The organism is Streptomyces griseofuscus (genome assembly GCF_014673495.1).
In the GTDB taxonomy this organism is placed as follows: Bacteria; Actinomycetota; Actinomycetes; order Streptomycetales; family Streptomycetaceae; genus Streptomyces; species Streptomyces murinus.
In genome coordinates, this window is record NZ_CP051006.1 from 4,325,385 (window position 1) to 4,349,181 (window position 23,797).

Below are 23,797 nucleotides of genomic sequence, written 5' to 3' on the forward strand. Positions count from 1 at the left end.
CGTATAAGGTGGGTTTTCCGGTCCGGACGTCCACAGGCGGGGGGAAGTGAGGGGTGGGACCTTGGGTTCCGACTCAGGGGCACGCACAGCTTTCGCCGAGCGCCTCGCGCTGCTCTACAAGGAGGCCGGAAACCCTCCCCTGAAAAGCGTCGCCGAGGCGGTCGGCCGGCTACAGCGGGTCGACGAACGCGGCCGCCCGGTGCGCGTGTCCGCGCAGCGGATCAGCGACTGGCGGCGGGCCAAGAACGTGCCGGCCCAGTTCACCGCCCTCGCGGCGGTGCTCCAGATCCTGATCCCGGAGGCGCGTCGCGCCCGCCCGCACCCGGTCTCCACGGGCCTGTACGACCTCGGCCACTGGCAGCGCCAGTGGGAGCGCGCGCTGGCCGACCCGGTCGGCGATCGTGCCGCGCCGCCCGCCTCGCCCGCCGAGGAGAACGGCCGGCCCCCCGCCCAGGCCCCGCCCATCACCGGCGGCGTGTGCCCCTACCGGGGTCTCGCGCCGTACCGGCAGGAGGACGCGCGCTGGTTCTTCGGCCGGGAGCGCAGCACCGACGCGATCATCGCCCAGCTGCGCACGGCGGGCCGTACCGGCGGACTGGTGATGCTCGTCGGCGCCTCGGGCGCGGGCAAGTCCTCGCTGCTGAACGCCGGCCTGGTCCCGGCGATCGCGGGCGGCGCCCTGGCCGACGCGGGGCTCAGCCCGCAGCCGGACGGCGAGCCCGGACAGCGCACCCCGGTCGTCCAGCTGGTGCCCGGCGCCGATCCGCTCGCCGAACTGGTCCGCCGTATCCCCGAACTCGCCCCCGTGGCCGCCGAGGCGCGCGCGGCCGAGCGGGCGGCAACGGCCCGGCAGCAGGCCGCCGAGGGCACCGCGTCCGCGGGTGCCGAGGTGCCCCGGATCGTGCGCAGCGCCCGGGCCGCGGTCACGGAGTGGGCGCGCCGGGAGGCACCGCCGGGGGTCCGGCCGGTGATCATCGTGGACCAGTTCGAGGAGACGTTCACCCTCTGCCCCGACGAGGCGGACCGCCGTACCTTCATCCAGCTGCTGCACGCCTCCTGCACCCCGCCCTTCGGCGCGTCCGGACCCGCCCCCGTCCTGGTCGTGCTCGGCATACGCGCCGACTTCTACGAGCAGTGCCTCGGTTACCCGGAACTGGCCGACGCGCTCCAGCACCGGCACATGGTGCTCTCCCCGCTGACCAGCGGCGAGCTGCGCGACGCGGTGACCGGCCCGGCCAAGGCGGTCGGCCTGGAGCTGGAGCCGGGCCTCGCCGAGCTGATCGTGCGCGAGGTGAGCGCCGACGGCCCGCGCGGGGCGCACGACGCGGGCGTGCTCCCGCTGCTCTCGCACGCCCTGCTGGCCACCTGGCAGCGCCGCAAGGCCGGGAAGCTGACGCTGGCCGGCTATCGCGCGGCGGGCGGCATCCAGGGCGCCGTCGCCGCGACCGCCGAACGCGCCTGGTCGGGGCTCGATCCCGCCGCCCGTACGGCCGCCCGGCTGCTCCTGCTGCGCCTGGTGCGGCTCGGCGAGGACACCGTGGCCACCCGGCGGCGCGGCACCCGGCGGCAGCTGGCCCAGGAGTCGGCGGACCCCGGCAAGACCGAGGAGTCCCTGGAGGCGCTGGTCCGGGCCCGGCTGGTGACGCTGGACGCGGAGACCGTGGAGATCACCCACGAGGCGCTGCTGCACGCCTGGCCCCGGCTGCGGCACTGGATCGACGACAACCGCAACGACCATCTGCTGCGCCAGCGCCTGGAGGAGGACGGCCGGTCCTGGGAGGACTCGGAGCGGGACAGCTCGCTGCTGTACCGGGGCTCCCGGCTCGAACAGGCCCGCGCCTGGGCGCGCTCGGCGGGGGACACCTATCTGACCCGCAGCGCGGTGGAGTTCCTGGCCGCCTCGGTACGGCTGCGCAAGCGCACGGTGTGGCTGAGCCGGGCGGCGGTGGCCGCCCTGGTGGTGCTCGCGCTGGTCGCGGGCGGCTCCGCGGTGATCGCCTGGCAGCAGCGCGACGACGCCGTGTTCGAACAGGTGCTCGCCGAGGCGGACCGGGTGCAGCGCACCGACCCCTCGCTCGCCGCCCAGCTGGACCTGGTCGCCCACCATCTGCGCCCCGATGACAAGGGCACGTACAGCAGGCTGATCTCCATCGTGAACGCGCCGCTGGCCACCGCGCTGTCCGGCCACACCGGAGCCGTATACCTGACCTCCTTCAGCCCCGACGGCCGCACCCTGGCCACCGCCAGCTACGACCGGACCGTACGGCTGTGGAACGTGTCCGACCCGACCCGGCCCCGCCCTCTCGGCGGGCCCCTGACCGGGCACTCCAGCTGGGTGAGCAGCGCGGTGTTCCGTCCCGACGGACGGGTGCTGGCCAGCGCGGGCGACGACGGCACGATCCGGCTGTGGAACGTCGCCGACCCGGCCCGTCCGACCACGCTCGGCGCCCCCCTGGCCGGTCACTCGGGCACCATCTACCTGGTCGCCTTCAGCCCAGACGGGCACACCCTCGCCTCCGCGGGCGAGGACGGCACGGTACGGCTGTGGAACGTCTCCGACCCCGCGCACCCGACCGCGCTCGCCGTGCTGCGCGGGCACACCGCGGCCGTGCGCAGCGTCGCCTTCAGCCCCGACGGGCACACCCTCGCGGCGGGTGGCGACGATCACATGATCCGGCTGTGGAAGGTGACCGACCCGCGCCGGCCGGCCTCGCTGGGTGTGCTGCGCGGCCACACCGACATCGTGCACTCGGTCGCGTTCAGCCCGGACGGGCACACCCTGGCCAGCGGCAGCGCGGACGACACCGTACGGCTGTGGGACATCGCCGACCCCGCCGCGGCGAAACCGCTCGGCGCCCCCCTGACCGGGCACACCGGGCCCGTCTGGTCGGTGGCGTTCAGCCCCGACGGCGGACGCCTCGCCGCCGCGAGCGCGGACAGCACGGCCAGCCTGTGGAACGTCAGCGACCCGAACTCCCCCTCGCAGATCGGCGAACCGCTCGCGGGCAGCAGCGGCGAGATGTACGCGCTGGGCTTCAGCCCCGACGGACGCACCCTCGCCACCGGCAGCGGGGACGCCAAGGTGCGCCTGTGGTCGATCCCGACCTCGGACATGATCGGCCGCTCCGGGGCGTTCAGCCCCAACGGGCGGGTGCTGGCCACCACCGCGCGCGACGGACGGCTGCGGCTGTGGAACGTGGCGCACCCGGGGCGGCCGGTGCGGCTCGGCCCGCCGTTCATGAGCGGCAACGGCGCCGACACCCTCGCCTTCTCGCCGAACGGCCGCACCCTGGCCGTCCTCACCGGCGAGCAGAAGGTGTACCTGTGGAACGTCTCCGACCCGTCCCACCCCTTCCTGCCCGGCCCGCCGCTGCCGCTGCGGACCCGCTTCATGGGGCCCAACGCCCTCGCCTTCAGCCCCGACGGGCACACCCTGGCCACGGCCAACGACGACCGGACCATAAGGCTGTGGAACGTGTCCGACCCGGCCCGCCCGGCCCCGCTCGGCGCGCCGCTCGCCGGCCACCACGGCTACATCAACGCGCTCGTCTTCAGCCCCGACGGGCACACCCTGGCCAGCGGCAGCGCGGACAGCACCATCCGGCTGTGGAACGTCACCGGCCCCGCGGCGAAACCGCTCGGCGCCCCGCTCACCCGGCACACCGGCCCGGTCAACGCGCTGGCCTTCACTCCCGACGGCAAGGCACTGGCCAGTGGCAGTGACGACGACACGGTCCTGCTGTGGAACGTCACCGACCCCACCGCGGCCAGGCCGCTGGGCGCGCCGCTCACCGGCCACACCGAGGCGGTCACCTCGCTGACCTTCGACGCGGACGGCAACACGCTGGCCAGCGGCGGCGACGACAACACGGTCCGGCTGTGGAACGTCACCCACCCCACCGCGGCCCGGCCGATCGGCCAGTCCATGACGCCCAACGCCAAGACCGGCACGTTCCTGTCCTTCAGCCCCGGCAGCCGCGTCCTCGGCGTCTCCAGCGGCCCCGACACGGTCCGCCTGTGGGACCTGGACGCCGACACGGCCATCGACCACATCTGCTCGGTCACCCGGGGCGTCCTGACCCCCGCGAAGTGGCAGGAGTACCTTCCGCGGCTGTCCTACGACCCTCCGTGTGGCCACTGATCGGCCAACTTCCGTTTTTTCCCTCCGACTTGGCTCCACCCGACCGACAACCTTGTTACCCTTGGCCATAGCCCGATCGCTGGTGCATCCCCCGTCGCCAGCGATCGGGTCTTTTCATGCCCGCCCGGGGCAACGACCCGCGCGGCCCATGGACTCCCTTAGATGTTCAGGAGGTGTCCATGGAGGACGGCAAACAGGACCGGGACGAAGAGTTCGGCAGATTCATGACCGCCCGCTGGTCACGGCTGCTGCGGACGGCCTTTCTCCTCACCGGGGAACCGCACTCCGCCGAGGATCTCGCCCAGTCCACGCTGGAGCGGGCCTACACGGCCTGGCACAGAGTCGGTACGGCGGACGACCCGGACGCCTATGTCCGGCGCGTGATGATCAACCTGCACGCCCGTCGGCACCGGCGCAAGCTCAAGGAGTTCCTGGCGCCGAAGGGCGATTCCGGCCTGGTGCGCGAGGAGGCCGACCGCGGCGACCGGATCACCCAGGCCGTCGACCGCGAGGTGCTGCTCCGGGCGCTCGCCCAGCTGCCCGCGCGGCAGCGCCAGGCGGTGGTCCTGCGCTACTGGGAGGACCTGACGGAGACCCAGACCGCACACGCGATGGGCTGCTCCGTCGGCACGGTCAAGAGCAATACGGCCAAGGGGACAGCGAAGCTGCGCCTCGTCCCGGCGCTGGCCGACGCGGTCCCGCAGGGGAGGCGGGCATGAGGGACACGGACGGGATGGAGCACGGCATGGCACAGGACAGGATCGCCCTCCTCCTCGCGGACGCGGCGCAGGAGATCGAGACCGGCCCGGCGCCCGTCGCGGCGGTCGTACGGGGCGGCCGGCGGCGCCGGGCCCGGCGGTGGGCGGTGACGGCGGTCGCGGCCGCGGTGGTGGCGGGGGGCACGGTGGGGGCGGTGACGGTACTGCCCGACCACGATGCGGCCTCGCCGGCGGACAGGGGGGCCGGCGAGCAGCTGGTGGACGAGCCGGTGATGTCGACGGTGGGTTCGGGCACCCGCGACGGTGGGACGTGGAGCGTGAACGCCAAGGTGTGGCCGGCGCCCCGCGACCGTAGCGAGGCCGTCCGGCAGATGAAGGCCATGGCGGACTGGGGCTTCACCCCGGTGACCTCCGGCAGTCCCTCGGACCTGATCGGCAGGACGAGCTACTTCATCTCGCGCGCCTACCAGAAGGGCGCCGACGCCCCCACCTTCAGGCTGGTGGCCTCCGACACCGTCGCCGAGCTGCCCCACCCGAAGGGCACCGAGATCCACGTCTTCACCAAGCCCCTCACCCCCGGCTCCGGCGCCCAGAGCCTGGCGGTCGGCATGGTGGCCACCACGGCACGCCAGGTCACCTGCCACTGGAAGGACGGCCGCACGACCACGGCAGATCTCGCGCCCGCCGACACCCCGACGCCCCCCACGGACGCCACCATCGGATACGTCCGCGGCTTCCCCACCGCCAACTGGTTCTTCTGCGCGGCCCCCGGCAGGACCGCCTACAAGTCCGCGGAGGTGACCAAATAGCGGGCACGTGGCCGCTCAGCCCAGCAGCGCGTCCAGGAGGTGCGGCCAGGCGGCCGCGCCGAGCAGCCCGTCGGCCTCCGGTGTGCCGCCGTACCGGAAGGTCGGGGACGGCGGCGGGGGGAGTTCGCCGGGGAAGAGGGGCCGGTGGCCGGCGTCGGCGCGGGTGATCAGGCGGACCGGCGCCCCGGCCGCGCGCCGGCGCTCGGCGAGCCGCTCGGCGTAGGGCTCCGAGGGCCACATCGCGTCGTCGCCGCCCGCGACCAGGATCAGCTCGGCCCGCGCCGCCTCGACGGGGATCTCCGCCGCCGGGAGCAGAGCGGCGAAGGTCCGCTCGCTGCGCTCGTACCAGCCCCGGATGGCGACGGGCCCGCCCTCCGGCTCGGCGGGCGTCCAGGAGTCGTCCATCGGCACGAAGGGCAGCGGCCGGCCCCGCCATGTCCAGCACGAGCGGTACGGGCGGTCGGCCCCGTCCCGGCCGGGCCCGACATTGCACCAGACCAGCGGGCTGGGCGACAGGGCGGCCACCACGTCCACCCGGTCGTCGCGCACGGCCGTGAGCAGGGCCGCCTCGGCCCCCTTGGACACCCCGAGCACACCGATCCGGCGCGCCCCCGTGCCGCGCAGCAGATCGACGGCGGCGGTGAAGGTCTCCAGCGGGACCTCACAGATCCCCGGCGGCTGCCCGGGCCCACCGAACCAGCGGATCGTGAGCGCGGTGATCCCCTGCCGGGCGAGCAGCCGCGCCCGCTCCCGCATGACCCGCCCACTGGACCCGGCCAGCACCAGCACCCCGACCGCGCTGCCGCCCACAGGGGAGGCCAACAGCCCCTCCCAGGGCTCGGCCAGCTCCCGCTCCACGATCTCCACAAGACCCCCGAGTGTCCCCGCCGCCGTCGGTCCTTTCACGGAAGGGCAGTTGGGCCTGCACGCCGATCCGATGAACCGCCCTCGAAATGCCGAAGACCCCCGACCGAAATCGGTCGGGGGTCTTCGCGCTGGTGGGGCTAACAGGATTTGAACCTGTGGCCTCATCCTTATCAGGGATGCGCTCTAACCAACTGAGCTATAGCCCCGCCGCGCTTTGCGGTGTGTGTCCCGCGCGCTGACTCCTGAAGATTAGCGCACGACCACGTCAGTCCCAAAATCGGTTACCGGCGGGCGTCACTCGTCCTCGGCGAGGGTCAGTTCGACGCCGCCCACGAAGCCCGCGGAGAGGTTGTAGATGAAGGCGGCGAGCGTGGCCAGCGCGGTCGCCAGGACGACGTCGATGACCGCGATGATCGTCGTGAACATCAGGACGTGCGGAAGCGAGAGGAAGGACTGGAGGTCGAAGCCGTTCGCCTCGTTCGAGCCGGTCGCCTCCGAGATCGTGCCGCCGACCGTGGAGAACACGCCCATCGCGTCCATGACCATCCACAGAACCGCCGAGGCGACGATGGTGCAGATGCCGAGCGCGATGGAGAGCAGGAAGCTGACCTTCATCACCGACCACGGGTCGGCCTTGGCCACCCGCAGCCGCGCCTTACGGGTGCGCGGCGCGGTCCGCACGCCGGTACGGGGGCGCCGTACCCCGCCGGCCGCCGGCTGCGCCGGGTAGGCCTGCGGCGGGTGGTACGGCCCGCCGGGCTCCTCGGGGCGGCGCTCCCCGGGGAGCGGAGACGACGACTGCGCCTCGCCGGCCGCGGCCGGGCCTCGGGTGTCCGTCACAGTTCCCCCCTGGGGTGCAGACGTGCCGGAGGTGTCCGCCGCGGACGGCCGCACCGGCTTCAGGTTGGTCGTATGCGGGTCGGTGGCCGTCCCCGCATGCGCGGCGGAGCCACGGCCGCCGCCGTCCGTCTCCGTACCCGTGGAGGTACCGGCCGATCCGGCGCCCGTGGCTCCGCTCACGATGACTCACTCCTCGTGCTACTCGGCCGAGGGCGCCTCACCCTCGTCCGTGCCGGTGGCCTGGGCCTCCTCGGCGGTGATGTCGTCGGCGTCCTCACCGTCGACCTCCTCCGCCTCGCGCCCCGCCTCGGCGTTACGTGCGATACCTACCACGGCATCGCGCTTGCCCAGGTTGATCAGTTGGACGCCCATGGTGTCACGGCCCGTCTCCCTGACCTCGTTGACTCGCGTGCGAATCACACCACCGGACAAGGTGATCGCGAGGATCTCGTCGGTCTCCTCCACGACCAGCGCCCCGACGAGCGAACCACGGTCCTCCACGATCTTGGCGGCCTTGATGCCGAGGCCGCCGCGGCCCTGGACGCGGTACTCGTCGACGAGGGTCCGCTTCGCGTACCCGCCGTCGGTGGCAGTGAACACGAACGTACCGGGTCGCACCACATTCATCGAGAGAAGCTCGTCGCCCTCGCGGAAACTCATCCCCTTGACGCCGGAGGTGGCGCGGCCCATCGGGCGAAGGGACTCGTCCGTGGCGGTGAACCGGATCGACTGCGCCTTCTTGCTGATCAGCAGCAGGTCGTCGTCGGCCGAGACCAGCTCGGCGCCGATCAGCTCGTCGTCGCCGCCGTCCTCGCGCTCCCGCAGATTGATCGCGATCACACCGCCGGAGCGGGGCGAATCGTAATCCTTCAGAGGCGTCTTCTTGACCAGGCCGGACTTGGTGGCCAGCACCAGGTACGGCGCCGCCTCGTAGTCCCGGATGGCGAGGATCTCGGCGATCGCCTCGTCCGGCTGGAAGGCGAGCAGGTTCGCCACGTGCTGGCCGCGCGCCTCCCGGCCCGCCTCGGGCAGCTCGTACGCCTTGGCCCGGTACACCCGGCCCTTGTTGGTGAAGAACAGCAGCCAGTGGTGCGTGGTGGAGACGAAGAAGTGGTCGACGATGTCGTCCTCCTTCAGCTTCGTGCCCCGCACCCCCTTGCCGCCACGCTTCTGCGCCCGGTAGTCGTCCGTCTTGGTCCGCTTGACGTAACCGCCGCGCGAGACGGTGACGACGATGTCCTCCTCGGCGATCAGGTCCTCGATGGACATGTCGCCCTCGTACGGGATCAGCTTGGTCTTGCGGTCGTCGCCGTACTTCTCGACGATCGCGGCCAGCTCCTCGCTGACGATGCCGCGCTGGCGCACCGGGGAGGCCAGGATCTGGTTGTACTCGCTGATCTTCGCCTGGAGCTCGTCGTGCTCCTGGACGATCTTCTGCCGCTCCAGGGCCGCCAGGCGCCGCAGCTGCATCTCCAGGATCGCGTTGGCCTGGATCTCGTCGATCTCCAGGAGGCCCATCAGGCCGGTGCGCGCGATGTCGACGGTGTCGCTGCGCCGGATCAGCGCGATGACCTCGTCGATGGCGTCCAGGGCCTTCAGCAGACCGCGCAGGATGTGCGCGCGCTCCTCGGCCTTGCGCAGCCGGAAGCGGGTCCGGCGCACGATGACCTCGATCTGGTGCGTCACCCAGTGCCGGATGAACGCGTCCAGGGACAGCGTGCGCGGCACGCCGTCGACCAGCGCCAGCATGTTGGCGCCGAAGTTCGTCTGGAGGTCGGTGTGCTTGTACAGGTTGTTCAGCACGACCTTGGCGACGGCGTCCCGCTTGAGGACGATCACCAGACGCTGGCCGGTGCGCGAGGACGTCTCGTCGCGGACGTCCGCGATGCCGCCGATCTTGCCGTCCTTCACCAGGTCGGCGATCTTCTGCGCCAGGTTGTCCGGGTTCACCTGGTACGGCAGCTCGGTCACCACCAGGCACTGCCGGCCCTGGATCTCCTCGACCTCGACCACCGCGCGCATCGTGATCGAGCCGCGCCCGGTGCGGTACGCCTCCTCGATGCCCTTGCGGCCCACCACCAGGGCGCCGGTCGGGAAGTCGGGGCCCTTGATGCGCTCCATGAGCGCGTCGAGCAGTTCCTCGTGCGAGGCCTCGGGGTTCTCCAGGTACCACTGGGCGCCGGCCGCGACCTCGCGCAGGTTGTGCGGCGGGATGTTGGTCGCCATGCCGACCGCGATGCCGGCCGAGCCGTTGATCAGCAGGTTCGGGAAGCGGGACGGCAGGACGGTCGGCTCCTGGGAGCGGCCGTCGTAGTTGTCCGTGAAGTCGACGGTCTCCTCGTCGATGTCGCGGACCATCTCCATCGACAGCGGCGCCAGCTTGCACTCGGTGTAGCGCATCGCCGCGGCCGGGTCGTTGCCCGGGGAGCCGAAGTTGCCGTTGGAGTCCACCAGCGGCATCCGCATCGACCACGGCTGGGCGAGTCGCACCAGGGCGTCGTAGATGGAGGAGTCGCCGTGCGGGTGGTAGTTGCCCATGACGTCACCGACGACACGGGCGCACTTGTAGAAGCCGCGCTCGGGGCGGTAGCCGCCGTCGTACATCGCGTACAGCACGCGCCGGTGGACGGGCTTGAGGCCGTCCCGGACGTCGGGCAGCGCACGGGACACGATGACGGACATCGCGTAGTCCAGGTACGAGCGCTGCATCTCGGTCTCGAGCCCGACGGGCTCGACACGCATGGCGAGTTCGCCGCCCTCTTCGGGGGTGACTGGAGTGTTCTCGTCGGCCATTGCTGGTGAAGATCCTTCCCTGTGCGGTCAGCTGAGACCGACTCAGATGTCGAGGAAGCGGACGTCCTTGGCGTTGCGCTGGATGAACTGGCGGCGTGCCTCGACGTCCTCGCCCATCAGCACCGAGAACAGGTCGTCGGCCTGGGCGGCGTCGTCCAGGGTGACCTGGCCGAGCACACGGTGCTCCTGGTCCATCGTGGTCACGCGCAGTTCCTCGGCGTTCATCTCGCCGAGGCCCTTGAAGCGCTGGATCGAGTCCTCGCGGACCCGCTTGCCGCGCTGGCGGCCCATCTCGATCAGCGCGTCGCGCTCGCGGTCCGAGTAGGCGTACTCGATGTCGTCCCGGCCCCACTTGAGCTTGTAGAGCGGCGGGCGGGAGAGGTACACGTGCCCGGCCTCGACCAGCGGCCGCATGAAGCGGAACAGGAAGGTCAGCAGCAGGGTGCTGATGTGCTGGCCGTCGACGTCGGCGTCCGCCATCAGGATGATCTTGTGATAGCGGAGCTTCTCGATGTCGAAGTCCTCGTGCACACCCGTGCCGAAGGCGGAGATCAGCGCCTGGATCTCCTGGTTCTGAAGGATCTTGTCGATCCTGGCCTTCTCCACGTTCAGGATCTTGCCGCGGATCGGGAGGATCGCCTGGTACTGCGGGTTGCGGCCGGACTTGGCCGAACCGCCGGCGGAGTCACCCTCGACGATGAAGATCTCGCACTTGGTGGGGTCGTTCGACTGGCAGTCGGACAGCTTGCCCGGCAGGGACGCCGACTCCAGCAGGCCCTTGCGCCGCGTGAGGTCACGGGCCTTGCGGGCCGCGACACGCGCGGTGGCGGCCTGGATGCCCTTGCGGATGATGTCCGCGGCCTCGTTCGGGTTGCGGTCCAGCCAGTCGTTCAGGTGCTCGTAGACCGCCTTCTGCACGAAGGTCTTGGCCTCCGTGTTGCCCAGCTTGGTCTTGGTCTGGCCCTCGAACTGCGGCTCGCTGAGCTTGACCGAGATGATCGCGGTCAGACCCTCGCGGATGTCGTCACCGGTGAGGTTGTCGTCCTTCTCCCGGAGCAGCTTCTTGTCGCGCGCGTACTTGTTGATCAGCGACGTCAGCGCGGCGCGGAAGCCCTCCTCGTGGGTGCCGCCCTCATGCGTGTGGATGATGTTGGCGAACGAGTACACACCCTCGCTGTAGCCGCTGTTCCACTGCATCGCGACCTCGAGGGACAGGCTCTTGTCCTTGTCCTCCGCCTCCAGGTCGATGATGGTCGGGTGCACCACCTCTCCCTTGCGGGAGTTGAGGTACTTCACGAAGTCGACGATGCCGCCCTCGTAGTGGTACGTGACCGACTTGACCTCGGCCTTCTCGTCCGCGCCCGCCTCGTCCGCGCCGCTGGTGGCCTTCGCCGACTCGCGCTCGTCGGTGAGCCTGATGTTCAGGCCCTTGTTGAGGAAGGCCATCTCCTGGAAGCGCCGGGACAGCGTCTCGAAGGAGTACTCGGTGGTCTCGAAGATCTCCGGGTCGGCCCAGAAGGTGACCGACGTACCGGTCTCCTCGGTGGCCTCGTGCTGGGCCAGCGGGGCGGTGGGCACGCCCATCTTGTAGTCCTGCGTCCACCGGTACCCGTCGGTCTTGACCTCGACGGAGACCTTGCCGGACAGGGCGTTCACGACGGACACGCCGACGCCGTGCAGACCGCCGGAGACGGCGTAGCCGCCGCCGCCGAACTTGCCGCCCGCGTGCAGCACGGTCAGCACGACCTCCAGGGCCGGCTTCCCCTCGGACGGCACGATGCCGACCGGGATGCCACGGCCGTTGTCGACGACGCGGACGCCGCCGTCGGGGAGGATCGTCACGTCGATGAGGTCCGCGTAACCCGCCAGCGCCTCGTCGACCGAGTTGTCGACGACCTCGTACACCAGGTGGTGCAGTCCGCGCTCGCCCGTGGAGCCGATGTACATGCCGGGCCGCTTGCGGACCGCGTCCAGCCCTTCGAGCACGGTGATGGCGCTGGCGTCGTAAGAAGCCGTCGAGGCCGGGGCCTCGGCGTTCACGCCGGCGTCGGTGGACGGGATGTTCTCGTTGGGGTTGCCGGAATCGGCCACGAAGCGCCCTTTCTGGCACTGGCACAGCACGAGCCGGGCTCCTGGGGGCACCCCCGGTGGGGGACGGCTGCCGGAGCGGCTGCGGCATGTTGCGTTGGTAAGCCTTGATCAGCGTTGCTCAGCTTTTCCCGGGCGGTCCCCACATTGGGGCGGGATTGGCTTCCAGTCTACCGGTAGCGCTGACATCGATGGGGGTTTGCCGGTACCTGAGTCCCCATGTGCCGCCCTGAACCGGTCTCGGCCGGGTACCGATATACGGAAGGGGGCTCCAAGAGCCTCACAGCGGCACTCAGAGCTTCGAGCCGTCAACCCTTGGCTACTCCAGGGTCAGTACGCGTCCCGCGCCCGTGCGCACACGGGCGCGCGCAGGGCAAACCCGCAGGCCAGAGGGGGGTGACGAGAGGACGCGAAGTGAGGTACGTCACCCGTAGGTGTCGCCAGGACCCATGCTTCCCGGGGCCCGCAGCGGGCCGTAGCGGCGGTCCGGGCCACCGGGGCCGTGCACCTTGATCAGCCGGACCGTGCCATGGCCGAGATCCTCGTTGAGCCGGGCGACCAGGGCAGGGGCGAGCAGCCGCAGCTGGGTCGCCCAGGCCGTGGAGTCGCAGGCCACCACGAGCACCCGCTCGTCCTCGTCGTAGCGCTGCGGCACACAGTGCTTGGCCAGGTCCTCGCCGACGATCTGCGGCCAGCGGCCCATCACCCCGCCCACGGCCGCCGGGGTCTCCCAGCCGCGCTCGGTGATCAGCCGGTTGATCGCCGAACCGAGCGCCATCGGGTCGCGGCCGTCGGCCCGCGCCCCGGACCGCAGCCCGCCGCCGCGCCGGGCCTGCTTCTTCTGCCGGGCCGCGTCACCGCGCGCCCGGGCCTGCTCCTTCGCCGCGCGCAACGCCACGCGCGCGAGGTCCACACCCGAGGGCTCGCCGCTCTTGCCCGAGCTGTCCTTCTCGCCGCTCATACGCGTTCCACGGTCCCACCCGAGACGGAGTACCGCGCCCCGGCCAGCACATGCGGGACGTCGTCGTCCACGGCCGCGGTGACCAGCACCTGCTCGCCGGGCGCGACCAGCTCGGCGAGCCGCTCGCGGCGGCGCGCGTCCAGCTCGGCGAAGACATCGTCCAGGACGAGAACGGGCTCGTTGCCCTCGGCGCGCAGCAGCTCGTACGAGGCGAGGCGCAGGGCGAGGGCGTACGACCAGGACTCGCCGTGCGAGGCGTAGCCCTTGGCGGGCAGCTGGCCGAGTTTCAGGACCAGGTCGTCCCGATGGGGGCCGACGAGGGTGACGCCCCGCTCGATCTCCTGCTTGCGCGCCTCGGCCAGGGCGGCCAGCAGCTGCGTGTACAGGTCCTCGCGGGTGTGGGCCTCGCCGGGCGCGGACGGCTTGTACTCCAGCGCGAGCGGGCCGCCGCCGGGGGCCAGCTGCTCGTACGCCTTGTCGGCCAGCGGCCGCAGCGCGGCGATCAGATCCAGCCGGCGGGCGAGCAGCTCGGCACCGGCGTGCGCGAGGTGCTGGTCCCACACATCGAGCGTGGACAGGTCCATGGTCCTGCCGCCGTGCCTGCGCGCGAGCGCCGCGGACTTCAGGAGGGTGTTGCGCTGCTTGAGCACCCGCTCGTAGTCGGAGCGCACCCCGGCCATCCGCGGGGAGCGCGCGGTGATCAGCTCGTCCAGGAACCTGCGCCGCTCCCCGGGGTCGCCCTTCACCAGGGCGAGGTCCTCGGGCGCGAACAGCACGGTCCGTACGATGCCCAGTACGTCCCGGGGTCTGACCTGCGAGGACCGGTTGATCCGGGCGCGGTTGGCACGGCCGGGGTTCAGCTCCAGCTCGACCAGCTGCTGCCGGTCGCCCTGGCGGACCTGCGCCCTGATGACGGCGCGCTCGGCGCCCATGCGCACCAGGGGCGCGTCGGAGGCGACCCGGTGGCTGCCCAGGGTCGCCAGATAGCCGACCGCCTCCACCAGGTTGGTCTTGCCCTGGCCGTTGGGCCCGACGAAGGCGGTGACGCCCGGGTCGAGCGGGACCTCGGCCCGCGTGTACGAGCGGAAGTCGGCCAGCGAGAGATGCGTGACGTGCATGGGCGGTGCGCCGGCCTCCTTCCGCTTCCGCGCGACGAACGCGCTGTGGGTCGAACGGGCTGTGGGCCGCGGGGCGACCCCCTGGACTACTTCTTCTCTACGGCGTGGCCGCCGAACTGGTTGCGCAGCGCGGCGATCATCTTCATCTGCGGCGAGTCCTCCTGGCGGGAGGCGAACCGCGCGAACAGCGACGCGGTGATCGCCGGCAGCGGCACCGCGTTGTCGATCGCGGCCTCCACGGTCCAGCGTCCCTCACCGGAGTCCTGGGCGTAACCGCGCAGGTCGTCCAGGTGCTCGTCCTCGTCCAGGGCGTTCACCGCGAGGTCGAGCAGCCAGGAGCGGATGACGGTGCCCTCCTGCCAGGAGCGGAAGACCTCACGGACGTCCGTGACGGAGTCGACCTTCTCCAGCAGCTCCCAGCCCTCGGCGTAGGCCTGCATCATGGCGTACTCGATGCCGTTGTGGACCATCTTCGCGAAATGGCCCGCGCCGACCTTGCCGGCGTGCACCGAGCCGAAGTCGCCCTCCGGCTTGAGCGCGTCGAAGACCGGCTGCACCCGGGCGACGTGCTCGGCGTCGCCGCCGTACATCAGCGCGTACCCGTTCTCCAGGCCCCAGACGCCGCCGGAAACGCCGCAGTCCACGAAACCTATGCCCTTGGCGGCCAGTTCCCCGGCGTGCTTCTCGTCGTCCGTCCAGCGGGAGTTGCCGCCGTCCACGACCACGTCGCCCGGCTCCAGCAGCTCGGCGAGCTGATCGACGGTCGACTGGGTGGGCTCGCCGGCCGGGACCATCACCCACACCACGCGCGGGGCGCTGAGCTTGCCCACAAGCTCTTCCAGGCTGTGGACATCCGCGACATCGGGGTTGCGGTCGTATCCGACGACGGTGTGGCCCGCGCGGCGGATCCGCTCGCGCATGTTGCCGCCCATTTTGCCGAGGCCGACGAGACCGAGCTCCATCAGTTGTGTTCCTTAGGGTCGCTGCTGGCGTCTGGGGCACGGGAGTGCCGCCCCGAGCCTAAACGGCCCCGCTCACGCACAGTTGTGGGCTCCGGCGCTCATCCGGCGCCACCGGGCGGCGGTGCCGGACGCCCTCGCGGACGCCCGGCACCGTGCACACCTGTGGACGACGGTCGGCCGCGATCAGCCGCTGAGCCGCACCGGCATGATCAGGTACTTGTAGGCCTCGTCCGCCTCCGCGTCCAGCGCCGGCTTGCCGCTGAGCAGCGCGGGCTTCGTGGACGTCGTGAACGACAGCTGCGCCACCGGCGAGTCGATCGCGCTCAGACCGTCCAGCAGGAACGTCGGGTTGAAGGCGATCGAGATGTCGTCGCCCTCCAGCTGCGCGTCGACCCGCTCCACAGCCTGTGCGTCGTCGCTGGAGCCGGCCTCCAGGATCAGCACGCCCTGCTCGAAGCTCAGCCGCACCGGGGTGTTCCGCTCGGCCACCAGCGCGACGCGCTTGACGGCCTCCACGAACGGCGCCGTCTCGATCACCGCGACCGAGTTGAACTCGGTCGGGAACAGCGTCCGGTACTTGGGCAGGTCGCCCTCGAGCAGTCGCGTGGTCGTACGCCGGCCGGCGCCCTCGAAGCCGATGAGGCCCTCGCCCGCGCCGGAGCCCGACAGGGCCAGCGTCACGCTGTCCCCGGCACCGAGCGACTTGGCGGTGTCCAGCAGCGTCTTGGCGGGCACCAGGGCGACCGCGGACGCCTCCGGGTTCTCCGGCTTCCACAGGAACTCGCGGACCGCGAACCGGTAGCGGTCGGTGGACGCCAGGGTCACCGTGTCGCCCTCGATCTCGATGCGCACACCGGTGAGCACGGGCAGCGTGTCGTCGCGGCCCGCGGCGATGGCCACCTGGGACACGGCGGCGGCGAAGACCTCGCCGGGCACGGTGCCGGTCGCGTTCGGCATCTGCGGCAGCGCCGGGTACTCCTCCACCGGGAGGGTGTGCAGCGTGAAGCGGGACGATCCACAGACCACGGTCGCCCGTACACCGTCTGTGGAAATCTCCACCGGCCGGTTGGGCAGCGCACGGGAGATGTCGGCGAGCAGCCGGCCGGAGACCAGGACGGTGCCCTCCTCCTCGACCTCGGCGTCGACGCTCACCCGAGCGGACACCTCGTAGTCGAAGCTCGACAGGCTCAGCTGGCCTTCCTCGGCCTTCAGCAGCAGGCCGGCGAGCACAGGCGCCGGCGGACGGGCAGGCAGGCTGCGTGCCGCCCAGGCCACTGCCTCCGCCAGTACGTCGCGTTCCACCCGGATCTTCACCGTAAGCCGCCTCCTGCTGTTGCTTCTGAGTCCTCCGACTCGGTGTCACCGCCCACTGCGAAGGGCAGGACACCGGGGACCAGTCTGACGCACCGCACTGACAGTAGGTGCCCGTCGGGGTCAAGTCGGACCGAGCGGCAGTCGGGCTCGAAACAGCGAGTTGTGCACAGCCCCCGCTTCAAAGCGATTTCCGAGCTCTCTCTAGTTGGGAGTAGTAGTAGGGCCTGTGGATACCGTGGATAACCACGTTTGCCCAGCTCAGCATGTGTTTTTTGTCCACCGGGCCTGTGCATGGAGGCGGTGGACAACCCGGGGTATCTGTGGAGAACAGAAAGTTCTGCACACCTCGCCCACAGGACGAGGGCAGTTCTCCCCAGCTGTGTCCCCAGGAATACCCAGGTTTCCCACACCCCAACCCGGCACCTTTGTGTGACGCCTTTCACTCGACGCGGTGAGAGAGTGCGTCGCGTTGCCGAACAGTGGACAGCCATGTGGAGAAGCCGCGCCACACTGGGGACAACCGCCCCCAGCCTGTGGGTTGTCGGTGGACAACTTTCTGCACACCCTGTGGATCATCTCGTCGTCCACAGCCTGTGGACCACCGTCATCCACGATTCCACAGCCACCTGAGCTGCGCCGACGTGATCTCCCCGCCCTCCCTGTGGACACAGCTCGGGACAACTCCACCATCCCCACCATGTGGAAGAAAGAAAGTCCCCAAATCTGTGGAGGGCGGCCGTAACCCGACGAGAAATCGAACAGTCGATGACGACCGCGGTGGCGACCGCGATGCCGGGCGGACCGCCACGGAGGCCGCGACCGGGCCGCTCCGGCCGTGCCGACGGCGGCCGCGGCCGTCACAGGGCGGCTGGGAACGGGCGGCTGAAACCTCTGCTGAGGGGCCCCGAGCGCTCCGGTGACGTCGGCATCGCCTCCGGGGGAGGCACCCGTCGGCGCCGGTGTGCGCGCCCCGCCCCGGACGCCCGTGCCCCCTCAGAAGCCCGCACATACGAAAAGGCGCCCCCGAGACCCCAGTCCCGAAGACGCCCTCGGCGAGACGCCGGCCGAGACCGGCGGCTAGCCGTTCTTGATCCGGTTCGTCAGCTCCGTCACCTGGTTGTAGATCGACCGCCGCTCCGCCATCAGCGCACGGATCTTCCGGTCGGCGTGCATGACCGTCGTATGGTCCCGCCCGCCGAACTGCGCGCCGATCTTCGGCAGCGACAGATCCGTCAGCTCCCGGCACAGATACATCGCGATCTGCCGGGCCGTCACCAGCGCCCGCCCCCGCGACGTCCCGCACAGGTCCTCGACGGTCAACCCGAAGTAGTCCGCGGTCGCCGCCATGATCGCCGAGGCCGTGATCTCCGGCGCGGAGTCCTCCCCGCCCGGGATCAGGTCCTTGAGCACGATCTCGGTGAGTCCCAGGTCCACCGGCTGCCGGTTGAGCGAGGCGAACGCCGTCACCCGGATCAGCGCGCCCTCCAGCTCACGGATGTTCCGTGAGATCCGGGACGCGATGAACTCCAGCACCTCCGGCGGCGCGTTGAGCTGCTCCTGGACCGCCTTCTTGCGCAGGATCGCGATCCGCGTCTCCAGCTCGGGCGGCTGCACGTCAGTGATCAGGCCCCACTCGAAGCGGTTGCGCAGCCGGTCCTCCAGGGTGACCAGCTGTTTGGGCGGCCGGTCGCTGGAGAGCACGATCTGCTTGTTGGCGTTGTGGAGCGTATTGAAGGTGTGGAAGAACTCCTCCTGCGTCGACTCCTTGTCCGCGAGGAACTGGATGTCGTCCACGAGCAGGATGTCCATCTCGCGGTACCGCTTGCGGAAGCTGTCGCCCTTGCCGTCGCGGATGGAGTTGATGAACTCGTTGGTGAACTCCTCCGAGCTCACGTACCGCACCCGGGTGCCCGGGTAGAGGCTGCGCGCGTAGTGCCCGATGGCGTGCAGCAGATGGGTCTTGCCGAGCCCCGACTCCCCATAGATGAACAGCGGGTTGTACGCCTTCGCCGGTGCCTCCGCGACCGCCACCGCGGCCGCGTGCGCGAACCGGTTGGACGCGCCGATGACGAACGTGTCGAAGAGGTACTTCGGGTTCAGCCGCGCCGTCGGCTCACCGGGACCGCTCGCGGGCCCGGGCTTGGCGGCCTGCGGTCCTGACGTCCCCGCCGGGGAGTTGTCCGGCCGCCCGGTCCCGCCGCGGTGCGCGGGCCCGGGGCCCATCGGCTGCTCGGGCAGCTCACGGCGGACCGGGTCGCGCTGGTCGTACTCGGTGCGCGAGTTCTCGTAGTCGGAGCGGTCGTAGTCGGACCGCTCGTACTCGGAGCGCGGCTTGTCGTAGTCGGGGCGCGAGGGCTCGTACTCCCCGCGCTCACCCCGTTCGCGGTCCCCGCGGTCCCGGTCGCGCGGGCCGTCGTACTCGCCGCCCCGCTGCTCGTACGGCGACCGGTCCATGCCCTGCTGGCGGTAGTCGTGGACCGGCGACCCGTAGGGGTCCTGCGGGTGCGCGTGGGAGGACGGCGAGGCGTACGGGTCGCGCTCGGGGAAGCCGAGCCGCTGCTGCTGCCAGCCGTAGTCGTCCTGTCCGCCGCGCGGCCAGGCGCCGGGCTCCGGACGCTGGTACTCGCCGGGGTAGGCCGGACGCGCGGTGGGCAACTGGTCGCCGCGCGAGGACGGTTCGCCGCCCGGGTGCTGGTCCGCGCGGTGCCGGCCGTAGCCCTCGTACGACGGGCCTGAGGGCAGCTCCGGCTCCTCGTAGCGCGAGGGGGCTGGCTGCGGCGTGCTCGGGGCCGGGGGCTCGCCCGCGGAGTCGTCGACGGTGATCGCGATACGGATGGGGCGGCCGCACTCACGGCTCAGCGTCTCGCTGACGATCGGGGCGAGACGGCCCTCCAGTACGTTCTTCGCGAATTCGTTCGGTACGGCGAGCAGAGCGGTGTCCGCGACCAGCGCGAGCGGCTGGCAGCGGCGGATCCAGTGTTCGTCCTTGACCTCGACACCCTGTCCGCGGCCCTCCCCGAGCAGTTGCTCCAGCACGCGTGGCCACACTGCGGCAAGATCGGCAGGTACGTCAGCCACAGGGCACGCTCTCTCACGGGATGAATTTCGGGTGGTCGGCGGGGCAAACCCGCCGGGGCGGGGGACAAAAGAACGAATCGGAGTCCAGTCACGGTAGTCAGCGGGGCCGGTAGGGTTCAAGTTGTTGTCCCCAGCCTGTGGACAGTGTCTCCCAGCGACACTCGGTTTGACCGGATGGCGTAGCCCCGCGTACCGTAACCAGGTCGAGTTGTCGATGGCTGCTGCCGCCTGCCTCCGATGGGCACAGATCGCGTCAGGTGATCGGGAAGCGGTGCAATCGGGCGTGACGCGAGCTACTCGTGGGCGCACGGTGACAGCCAGGACGGCACCCCGCCACTACCGAATCTTTCTGGAGCCCCCGAGTGAGCAAGCGCACCTTCCAGCCGAACAACCGTCGTCGCGCGAAGACCCACGGCTTCCGGCTGCGTATGCGGACCCGTGCCGGCCGCGCCATCCTGGCGACCCGCCGTAGCAAGGGTCGCGCCCGTCTGTCCGCCTGATCCCGGTCAGGTCATGACATCGTGCTGCCCACCGAGAACCGGCTGAGGCGGCGCGAGGACTTCGCGACCGCTGTACGACGAGGCCGCCGGGCTGGTCGCCCGACTCTCGTCGTCCACCTTCGTAGCGGTGCCACGGACCCGCACGCGCCTGGGGAGAGCGCTCCTCCGACGCGTGCGGGTTTCGTCGTCAGCAAGGCCGTGGGTGGCGCGGTCGTGCGCAACAAAGTGAAGCGCAGACTGCGTCATCTGATGCGTGACCGAGTCGCACTCTTTCCCCCCGGTAGCCTGGTAGTGGTACGAGCGCTGCCCGGGGCGGGCGACGCCGACCATGCACAGCTGGCCCAAGACCTGGATGCCGCCCTACGGCGGCTACTGGGAGGGGGCACGCGATGAAGTACCCGCTGCTGGCTCTGATCAAGCTGTACCAGTGGACGATCAGTCCACTGCTGGGGCCGGTGTGCAAGTACTACCCGTCGTGCTCCCATTACGGCTATACGGCCATCGACCGGCATGGTGCGATCAAGGGCACGGCACTCACCGCCTGGCGCATCCTCCGGTGCAATCCGTGGTCGCTGGGTGGCGTGGACCATGTCCCGCCGCGCAAGCGTCCGCGGTGGCACGAAATGCTGCGCGACGCCTGGCGCGCACGCCGGGGCGGGTCCTCCGCCGCCGAACCGGCCACCGAAGCGAAGCCCGAGGACTTTGTCTCGGAGCTTCCTCCGAGCCCGGCCGCAGAGACCTCGTCCCATGCCCAAGGAGCATGATTAGTGGACACGATTGCCAGCCTCTTCAGTTTCATCACCTGGCCCGTCTCCTGGGTCATCGTCCAGTTCCACGCGGTGTACGGCGCCATCTTCGGCCCCAACACCGGATGGGCCTGGGGCCTGTCCATCGTGTCCCTGGTGATCCTGATCCGCATCTGCCTGATCCCGCTCTTCGTGAAGCAGATCAAGGCGACGCGTGCGATGCAGACGCTCCAGCCTGAGATGAAGAAGATCCAGGAGCGCTACAAGAACGACAAGCAGCGTCAGTCCGAAGAGATGATGAAGCTGTACAAGGAGGCGGGCACCAACCCGCTCTCCTCGTGCCTTCCCATCCTGGCGCAGTCCCCGTTCTTCTTCGCCCTGTACCACGTGCTCAACGGCATCGCGTCGGGCACCAAGATCGGCTACATCAACGCCGAGCAGCTCGCCAGCGCCCGCCAGGCGCACATCTTCGGGGCCCCGCTGGCCGCGAAGTTCCTGGACGGCGCCGACACGGTGCAGAAGCTCGGCGCCTCGCTGACCGACGTCCGCGTCGTCACCGCGATCATGATCGTCCTGATGTCGGCGTCGCAGTTCTACACGCAGCGCCAGCTGATGACGAAGAACGTCGACACCACGGTGAAGACGCCGTTCATGCAGCAGCAGAAGATGCTGATGTACGTCTTCCCGATCATGTTCGCCTTCTTCGGTATCCGCTTCCCCGTCGGTGTCCTCGTCTACTGGCTGACCACCAATGTGTGGACCATGGCCCAGCAGATGTACGTCATCCGCAACAACCCGACCCCGGGTTCCAAGGCCCAGGCCGCGTACCTGGAGCGCCTGACCAAGCACGTCACGCACCACGGCAAGGTCGGCCGCCGCAGCGAGAAGGCGATCATCAAGGCGATCGTCGCCAAGGGCCGCGAGCGCAACGAGTTCGAGCGCAAGTTCATCAACTCCCTGAACAAGGCCGGCCTCGCCGCCCAGGCGGACGGCACCGTGGTGAAGAGCGTGGCGACCGAGACCGAGGCGCAGGCCGAGGACGGCGTGACCACCGCCACCGCCGGTGCCGCCGCGCGGCGCCAGCAGCCCAAGCGTCAGAGCAAGGCCCAGCGTCAGTCCGGCGGGGCCAAGCAGCCGGGCGACTCTCCGTCCCTGGAGAAGTCCGACTCCGCTGAGACGTCCGCCTCCTCCGAGCAGGCCGACTCGTCGGAGGAGACCGACCAGCCGCAGGACAGCAAGCCCACCGCTGCCCAGCAGGGCTCCAAGCCCGGCACGGGCGCCCGCAGCAAGGCCCAGAGCGGCCAGCGCAAGGGCGGCTCGCAGCGGCCCAAGTCCCCGTCCAAGAAGTAAGAAGGAGCCCAGCCCGTGACGGAAGGCACCACCTCCGCCGCTGCCGAGGGTGCAGACACCCTCTCCCGCCTGGAGCAGGAGGGCGAGATCGCGGCGGACTACCTGGAGGGTCTGCTGGACATCGCCGACCTCGACGGCGACATCGACATGGATGTCGAGGCCGATCGGGCCGCCGTGTCGATCATCAGCGACAGCGGCGGCCGGGATCTGCAAAAGCTGGTCGGCCGTGACGGCGAGGTGCTGGAGGCGCTTCAGGAGCTGACGCGTCTGGCCGTGCACCGGGAGACCGGTGACCGCAGCCGACTGATGCTGGACATCGCCGGCTACCGGGCCAAGAAGCGGGCCGAGCTGTCCGAGCTGGGCGCCAAGGCCGCCGCCGATGTGAAGAGCTCCGGTGAGCCCGTGAAGCTGCCGCCGATGACCCCCTTCGAGCGCAAGGTCGTACATGACGCGGTCAAGGCCGCCGGGCTGCGCAGCGAGTCCGAGGGCGAGGAACCGCAGCGGTTCGTCGTCGTGCTGCCCGCCTGATCGGCCCCCCTTGTTCCACCGGCCCCGTCTGTTGAGCAGGCGGGGCCGAACTTTGTCAGCCTGGTAGTTCTGGTGGCCGGTGCGCGAAGCACCGGCGCTGTACGGAAGGACGGTCCCCGTGACGGAGGCAGCGGAGCTTCCCCCCGCGCCCGAGCAGGCGCGCGAAGTATTCGGTGATCGCTTCGCCGATGCGGTGCGCTACGCGGAGCTGCTCGCGGAGGCGGGCGTGCAGCGTGGTCTGATCGGCCCGCGGGAAGTCCCCCGCCTGTGGGAGCGGCACATCCTGAACTGCGCGGTGCTCTCCGAGGCCGTTCCCGAGGGCGTGACGGTCTGCGATGTGGGCTCCGGCGCCGGACTGCCGGGCATCCCGCTGGCCCTGGTCCGTGAGGATCTCAACATCACCCTGCTGGAGCCGCTGCTGCGGCGCACCAACTTCCTCACCGAGGTCGTCGAGCTGCTCGGCCTGAACCATGTCACCGTCGTACGGGGACGTGCCGAGGAGGTTCTGGGCAAGCTGGCGCCGGTCCATGTGGTGACCGCCCGCGCCGTGGCCCCGCTGGACCGCCTGGCCACCTGGGGGATCCCGCTGCTGCGCCCGTACGGCGAGATGCTGGCCCTCAAGGGCGACACCGCGGAGGAGGAGCTGAAGGCATCCGCCACCGCGCTGAGCAAGCTCGGCGCGGTGGAGACCTCGATCCTCCAGGTGGGCGAGGGCATCGTGGACCCGCTGTCGACGGTGGTCCGGGTCGAGGTCGGCGAGAGCCCCGGTGGTGTGCGCTTCGCCGCCAAGCGGGCGAAGGCCGCGCGCACGGGCCGAGTACGTCGGCGCCGCTGAGCCGACTGGCCGTACTCCCACAAGCTGCCCGCCCACGCACGACGGAGTGTCGCGAGGACCCGGTCGCCGACGCTGTGCATCGTTGTTTCACGTGAAACGTCGCTCACTGTTGCACGGCATCATCAGTCGCGGCCGCGCGGCCGAACCC

At 70.6% G+C, this 23,797-nt stretch carries 18 protein-coding genes and 1 tRNA gene; 9 read left to right on the top strand and 10 right to left on the bottom strand.

What is annotated here, in order from left to right; genetic code table 11:
• Window positions 1-61 precede the first annotated feature (61 nt).
• The 3 genes from HEP81_RS19235 to HEP81_RS19245 all read left to right on the top strand — a co-directional run bounded on the left by HEP81_RS19235 (window position 62) and on the right by HEP81_RS19245 (window position 5,669).
• On the top strand, window positions 62-4,141 hold the full coding sequence (locus HEP81_RS19235) for an nSTAND1 domain-containing NTPase (protein WP_037650365.1): 4,080 nt from the start codon (window positions 62-64) through the stop codon (window positions 4,139-4,141).
• 179 nt (window positions 4,142-4,320) lie between these two features.
• On the top strand, window positions 4,321-4,860 hold the full coding sequence (locus HEP81_RS19240; protein WP_037650367.1) for a SigE family RNA polymerase sigma factor: 540 nt from the start codon (window positions 4,321-4,323) through the stop codon (window positions 4,858-4,860).
• Window positions 4,857-5,669: a hypothetical protein gene (locus HEP81_RS19245; RefSeq protein ID WP_037650370.1), complete on the top strand. Its 813-nt coding sequence runs from the start codon at window positions 4,857-4,859 to the stop codon at window positions 5,667-5,669. The genes HEP81_RS19240 and HEP81_RS19245 overlap by 4 nt, the downstream gene beginning before the upstream one ends.
• A gap of 15 nt (window positions 5,670-5,684) precedes the next feature.
• Here the strand turns inward: HEP81_RS19245 and HEP81_RS19250 are convergent, their stop codons facing one another.
• From HEP81_RS19250 to dnaA, 10 genes are all read right to left on the bottom strand, one after another.
• Window positions 5,685-6,575 (bottom strand): acyl-CoA thioester hydrolase/BAAT C-terminal domain-containing protein, encoded by an 891-nt coding sequence (locus HEP81_RS19250; protein ID WP_243279487.1) that lies wholly within the window; start codon window positions 6,573-6,575, stop codon window positions 5,685-5,687.
• A 90-nt stretch (window positions 6,576-6,665) separates the two neighbouring features.
• Window positions 6,666-6,742 (bottom strand) — tRNA-Ile (locus HEP81_RS19255).
• Between the two features lie 88 nt (window positions 6,743-6,830).
• Window positions 6,831-7,556 carry a DUF3566 domain-containing protein gene (locus tag HEP81_RS19260; RefSeq protein ID WP_037650374.1) on the bottom strand — a complete coding sequence of 242 codons (726 nt, stop codon included), beginning with the start codon at window positions 7,554-7,556 and terminating at the stop codon, window positions 6,831-6,833.
• Between the two features lie 18 nt (window positions 7,557-7,574).
• Complete coding sequence (gene gyrA / locus HEP81_RS19265) at window positions 7,575-10,169, bottom strand: DNA gyrase subunit A (protein ID WP_037650376.1); 2,595 nt, start codon at window positions 10,167-10,169, stop codon at window positions 7,575-7,577.
• Between the two features lie 42 nt (window positions 10,170-10,211).
• Window positions 10,212-12,260, bottom strand: coding sequence for a DNA topoisomerase (ATP-hydrolyzing) subunit B (gyrB, locus tag HEP81_RS19270; protein WP_037650806.1), 2,049 nt, complete (start codon window positions 12,258-12,260; stop codon window positions 10,212-10,214).
• A 421-nt stretch (window positions 12,261-12,681) separates the two neighbouring features.
• Complete coding sequence (locus HEP81_RS19275) at window positions 12,682-13,218, bottom strand: DciA family protein (RefSeq protein WP_037650377.1); 537 nt, start codon at window positions 13,216-13,218, stop codon at window positions 12,682-12,684.
• The gene (gene recF / locus HEP81_RS19280; RefSeq protein WP_037650379.1) at window positions 13,215-14,336 is read right to left on the bottom strand and encodes a DNA replication/repair protein RecF; all 1,122 of its coding nucleotides are present in this window, start codon (window positions 14,334-14,336) and stop codon (window positions 13,215-13,217) included. The genes HEP81_RS19275 and recF overlap by 4 nt, the downstream gene beginning before the upstream one ends.
• An 86-nt stretch (window positions 14,337-14,422) precedes the next feature.
• Window positions 14,423-15,298 carry a phosphogluconate dehydrogenase (NAD(+)-dependent, decarboxylating) gene (gene gnd / locus HEP81_RS19285; RefSeq protein WP_037650380.1) on the bottom strand — a complete coding sequence of 292 codons (876 nt, stop codon included), beginning with the start codon at window positions 15,296-15,298 and terminating at the stop codon, window positions 14,423-14,425.
• A gap of 183 nt (window positions 15,299-15,481) precedes the next feature.
• Window positions 15,482-16,612: a DNA polymerase III subunit beta gene (dnaN, locus tag HEP81_RS19290; protein WP_037650381.1), complete on the bottom strand. Its 1,131-nt coding sequence runs from the start codon at window positions 16,610-16,612 to the stop codon at window positions 15,482-15,484.
• Window positions 16,613-17,689: 1,077 nt separating this feature from the next.
• On the bottom strand, window positions 17,690-19,690 hold the full coding sequence (gene dnaA / locus HEP81_RS19295; protein WP_078967092.1) for a chromosomal replication initiator protein DnaA: 2,001 nt from the start codon (window positions 19,688-19,690) through the stop codon (window positions 17,690-17,692).
• 362 nt (window positions 19,691-20,052) lie between these two features.
• Between dnaA and rpmH the strand changes: the two genes are divergently transcribed.
• From rpmH to rsmG, 6 genes are all read left to right on the top strand, one after another.
• Window positions 20,053-20,190 carry a 50S ribosomal protein L34 gene (gene rpmH / locus HEP81_RS19300; RefSeq protein WP_003975051.1) on the top strand — a complete coding sequence of 46 codons (138 nt, stop codon included), beginning with the start codon at window positions 20,053-20,055 and terminating at the stop codon, window positions 20,188-20,190.
• A 21-nt stretch (window positions 20,191-20,211) separates the two neighbouring features.
• Window positions 20,212-20,583 (top strand): ribonuclease P protein component, encoded by a 372-nt coding sequence (rnpA, locus tag HEP81_RS19305; protein ID WP_078967093.1) that lies wholly within the window; start codon window positions 20,212-20,214, stop codon window positions 20,581-20,583.
• Window positions 20,580-20,954 carry a membrane protein insertion efficiency factor YidD gene (gene yidD, locus HEP81_RS19310; RefSeq protein ID WP_037650386.1) on the top strand — a complete coding sequence of 125 codons (375 nt, stop codon included), beginning with the start codon at window positions 20,580-20,582 and terminating at the stop codon, window positions 20,952-20,954. Before rnpA ends, yidD begins: the two co-directional genes overlap by 4 nt.
• 3 nt (window positions 20,955-20,957) lie before the next feature.
• On the top strand, window positions 20,958-22,286 hold the full coding sequence (gene yidC / locus HEP81_RS19315; RefSeq protein WP_037650387.1) for a membrane protein insertase YidC: 1,329 nt from the start codon (window positions 20,958-20,960) through the stop codon (window positions 22,284-22,286).
• Between the two features lie 15 nt (window positions 22,287-22,301).
• The gene (locus HEP81_RS19320) at window positions 22,302-22,814 is read left to right on the top strand and encodes a Jag family protein (RefSeq protein WP_037650388.1); all 513 of its coding nucleotides are present in this window, start codon (window positions 22,302-22,304) and stop codon (window positions 22,812-22,814) included.
• Window positions 22,815-22,932: 118 nt separating this feature from the next.
• Window positions 22,933-23,649: a 16S rRNA (guanine(527)-N(7))-methyltransferase RsmG gene (gene rsmG, locus HEP81_RS19325; protein WP_037650391.1), complete on the top strand. Its 717-nt coding sequence runs from the start codon at window positions 22,933-22,935 to the stop codon at window positions 23,647-23,649.
• Window positions 23,650-23,797: the final 148 nt, after the last annotated feature.

What these genes read in the sequence shown, in the direction of transcription:
- HEP81_RS19240 (WP_037650367.1), top strand. Translation starts at nt 4,321, where the DNA reads ATGGAGGACGGCAAACAGGACCGGGACGAAGAGTTCGGCAGATTCATG.
- HEP81_RS19245 (WP_037650370.1), top strand. Translation starts at nt 4,857, where the DNA reads ATGAGGGACACGGACGGGATGGAGCACGGCATGGCACAGGACAGGATC.
- gyrA (WP_037650376.1), bottom strand. Translation starts at nt 10,169, where the DNA reads ATGGCCGACGAGAACACTCCAGTCACCCCCGAAGAGGGCGGCGAACTC.
- HEP81_RS19275 (WP_037650377.1), bottom strand. Translation starts at nt 13,218, where the DNA reads ATGAGCGGCGAGAAGGACAGCTCGGGCAAGAGCGGCGAGCCCTCGGGT.
- recF (WP_037650379.1), bottom strand. Translation starts at nt 14,336, where the DNA reads ATGCACGTCACGCATCTCTCGCTGGCCGACTTCCGCTCGTACACGCGG.
- gnd (WP_037650380.1), bottom strand. Translation starts at nt 15,298, where the DNA reads ATGGAGCTCGGTCTCGTCGGCCTCGGCAAAATGGGCGGCAACATGCGC.
- yidD (WP_037650386.1), top strand. Translation starts at nt 20,580, where the DNA reads ATGAAGTACCCGCTGCTGGCTCTGATCAAGCTGTACCAGTGGACGATC.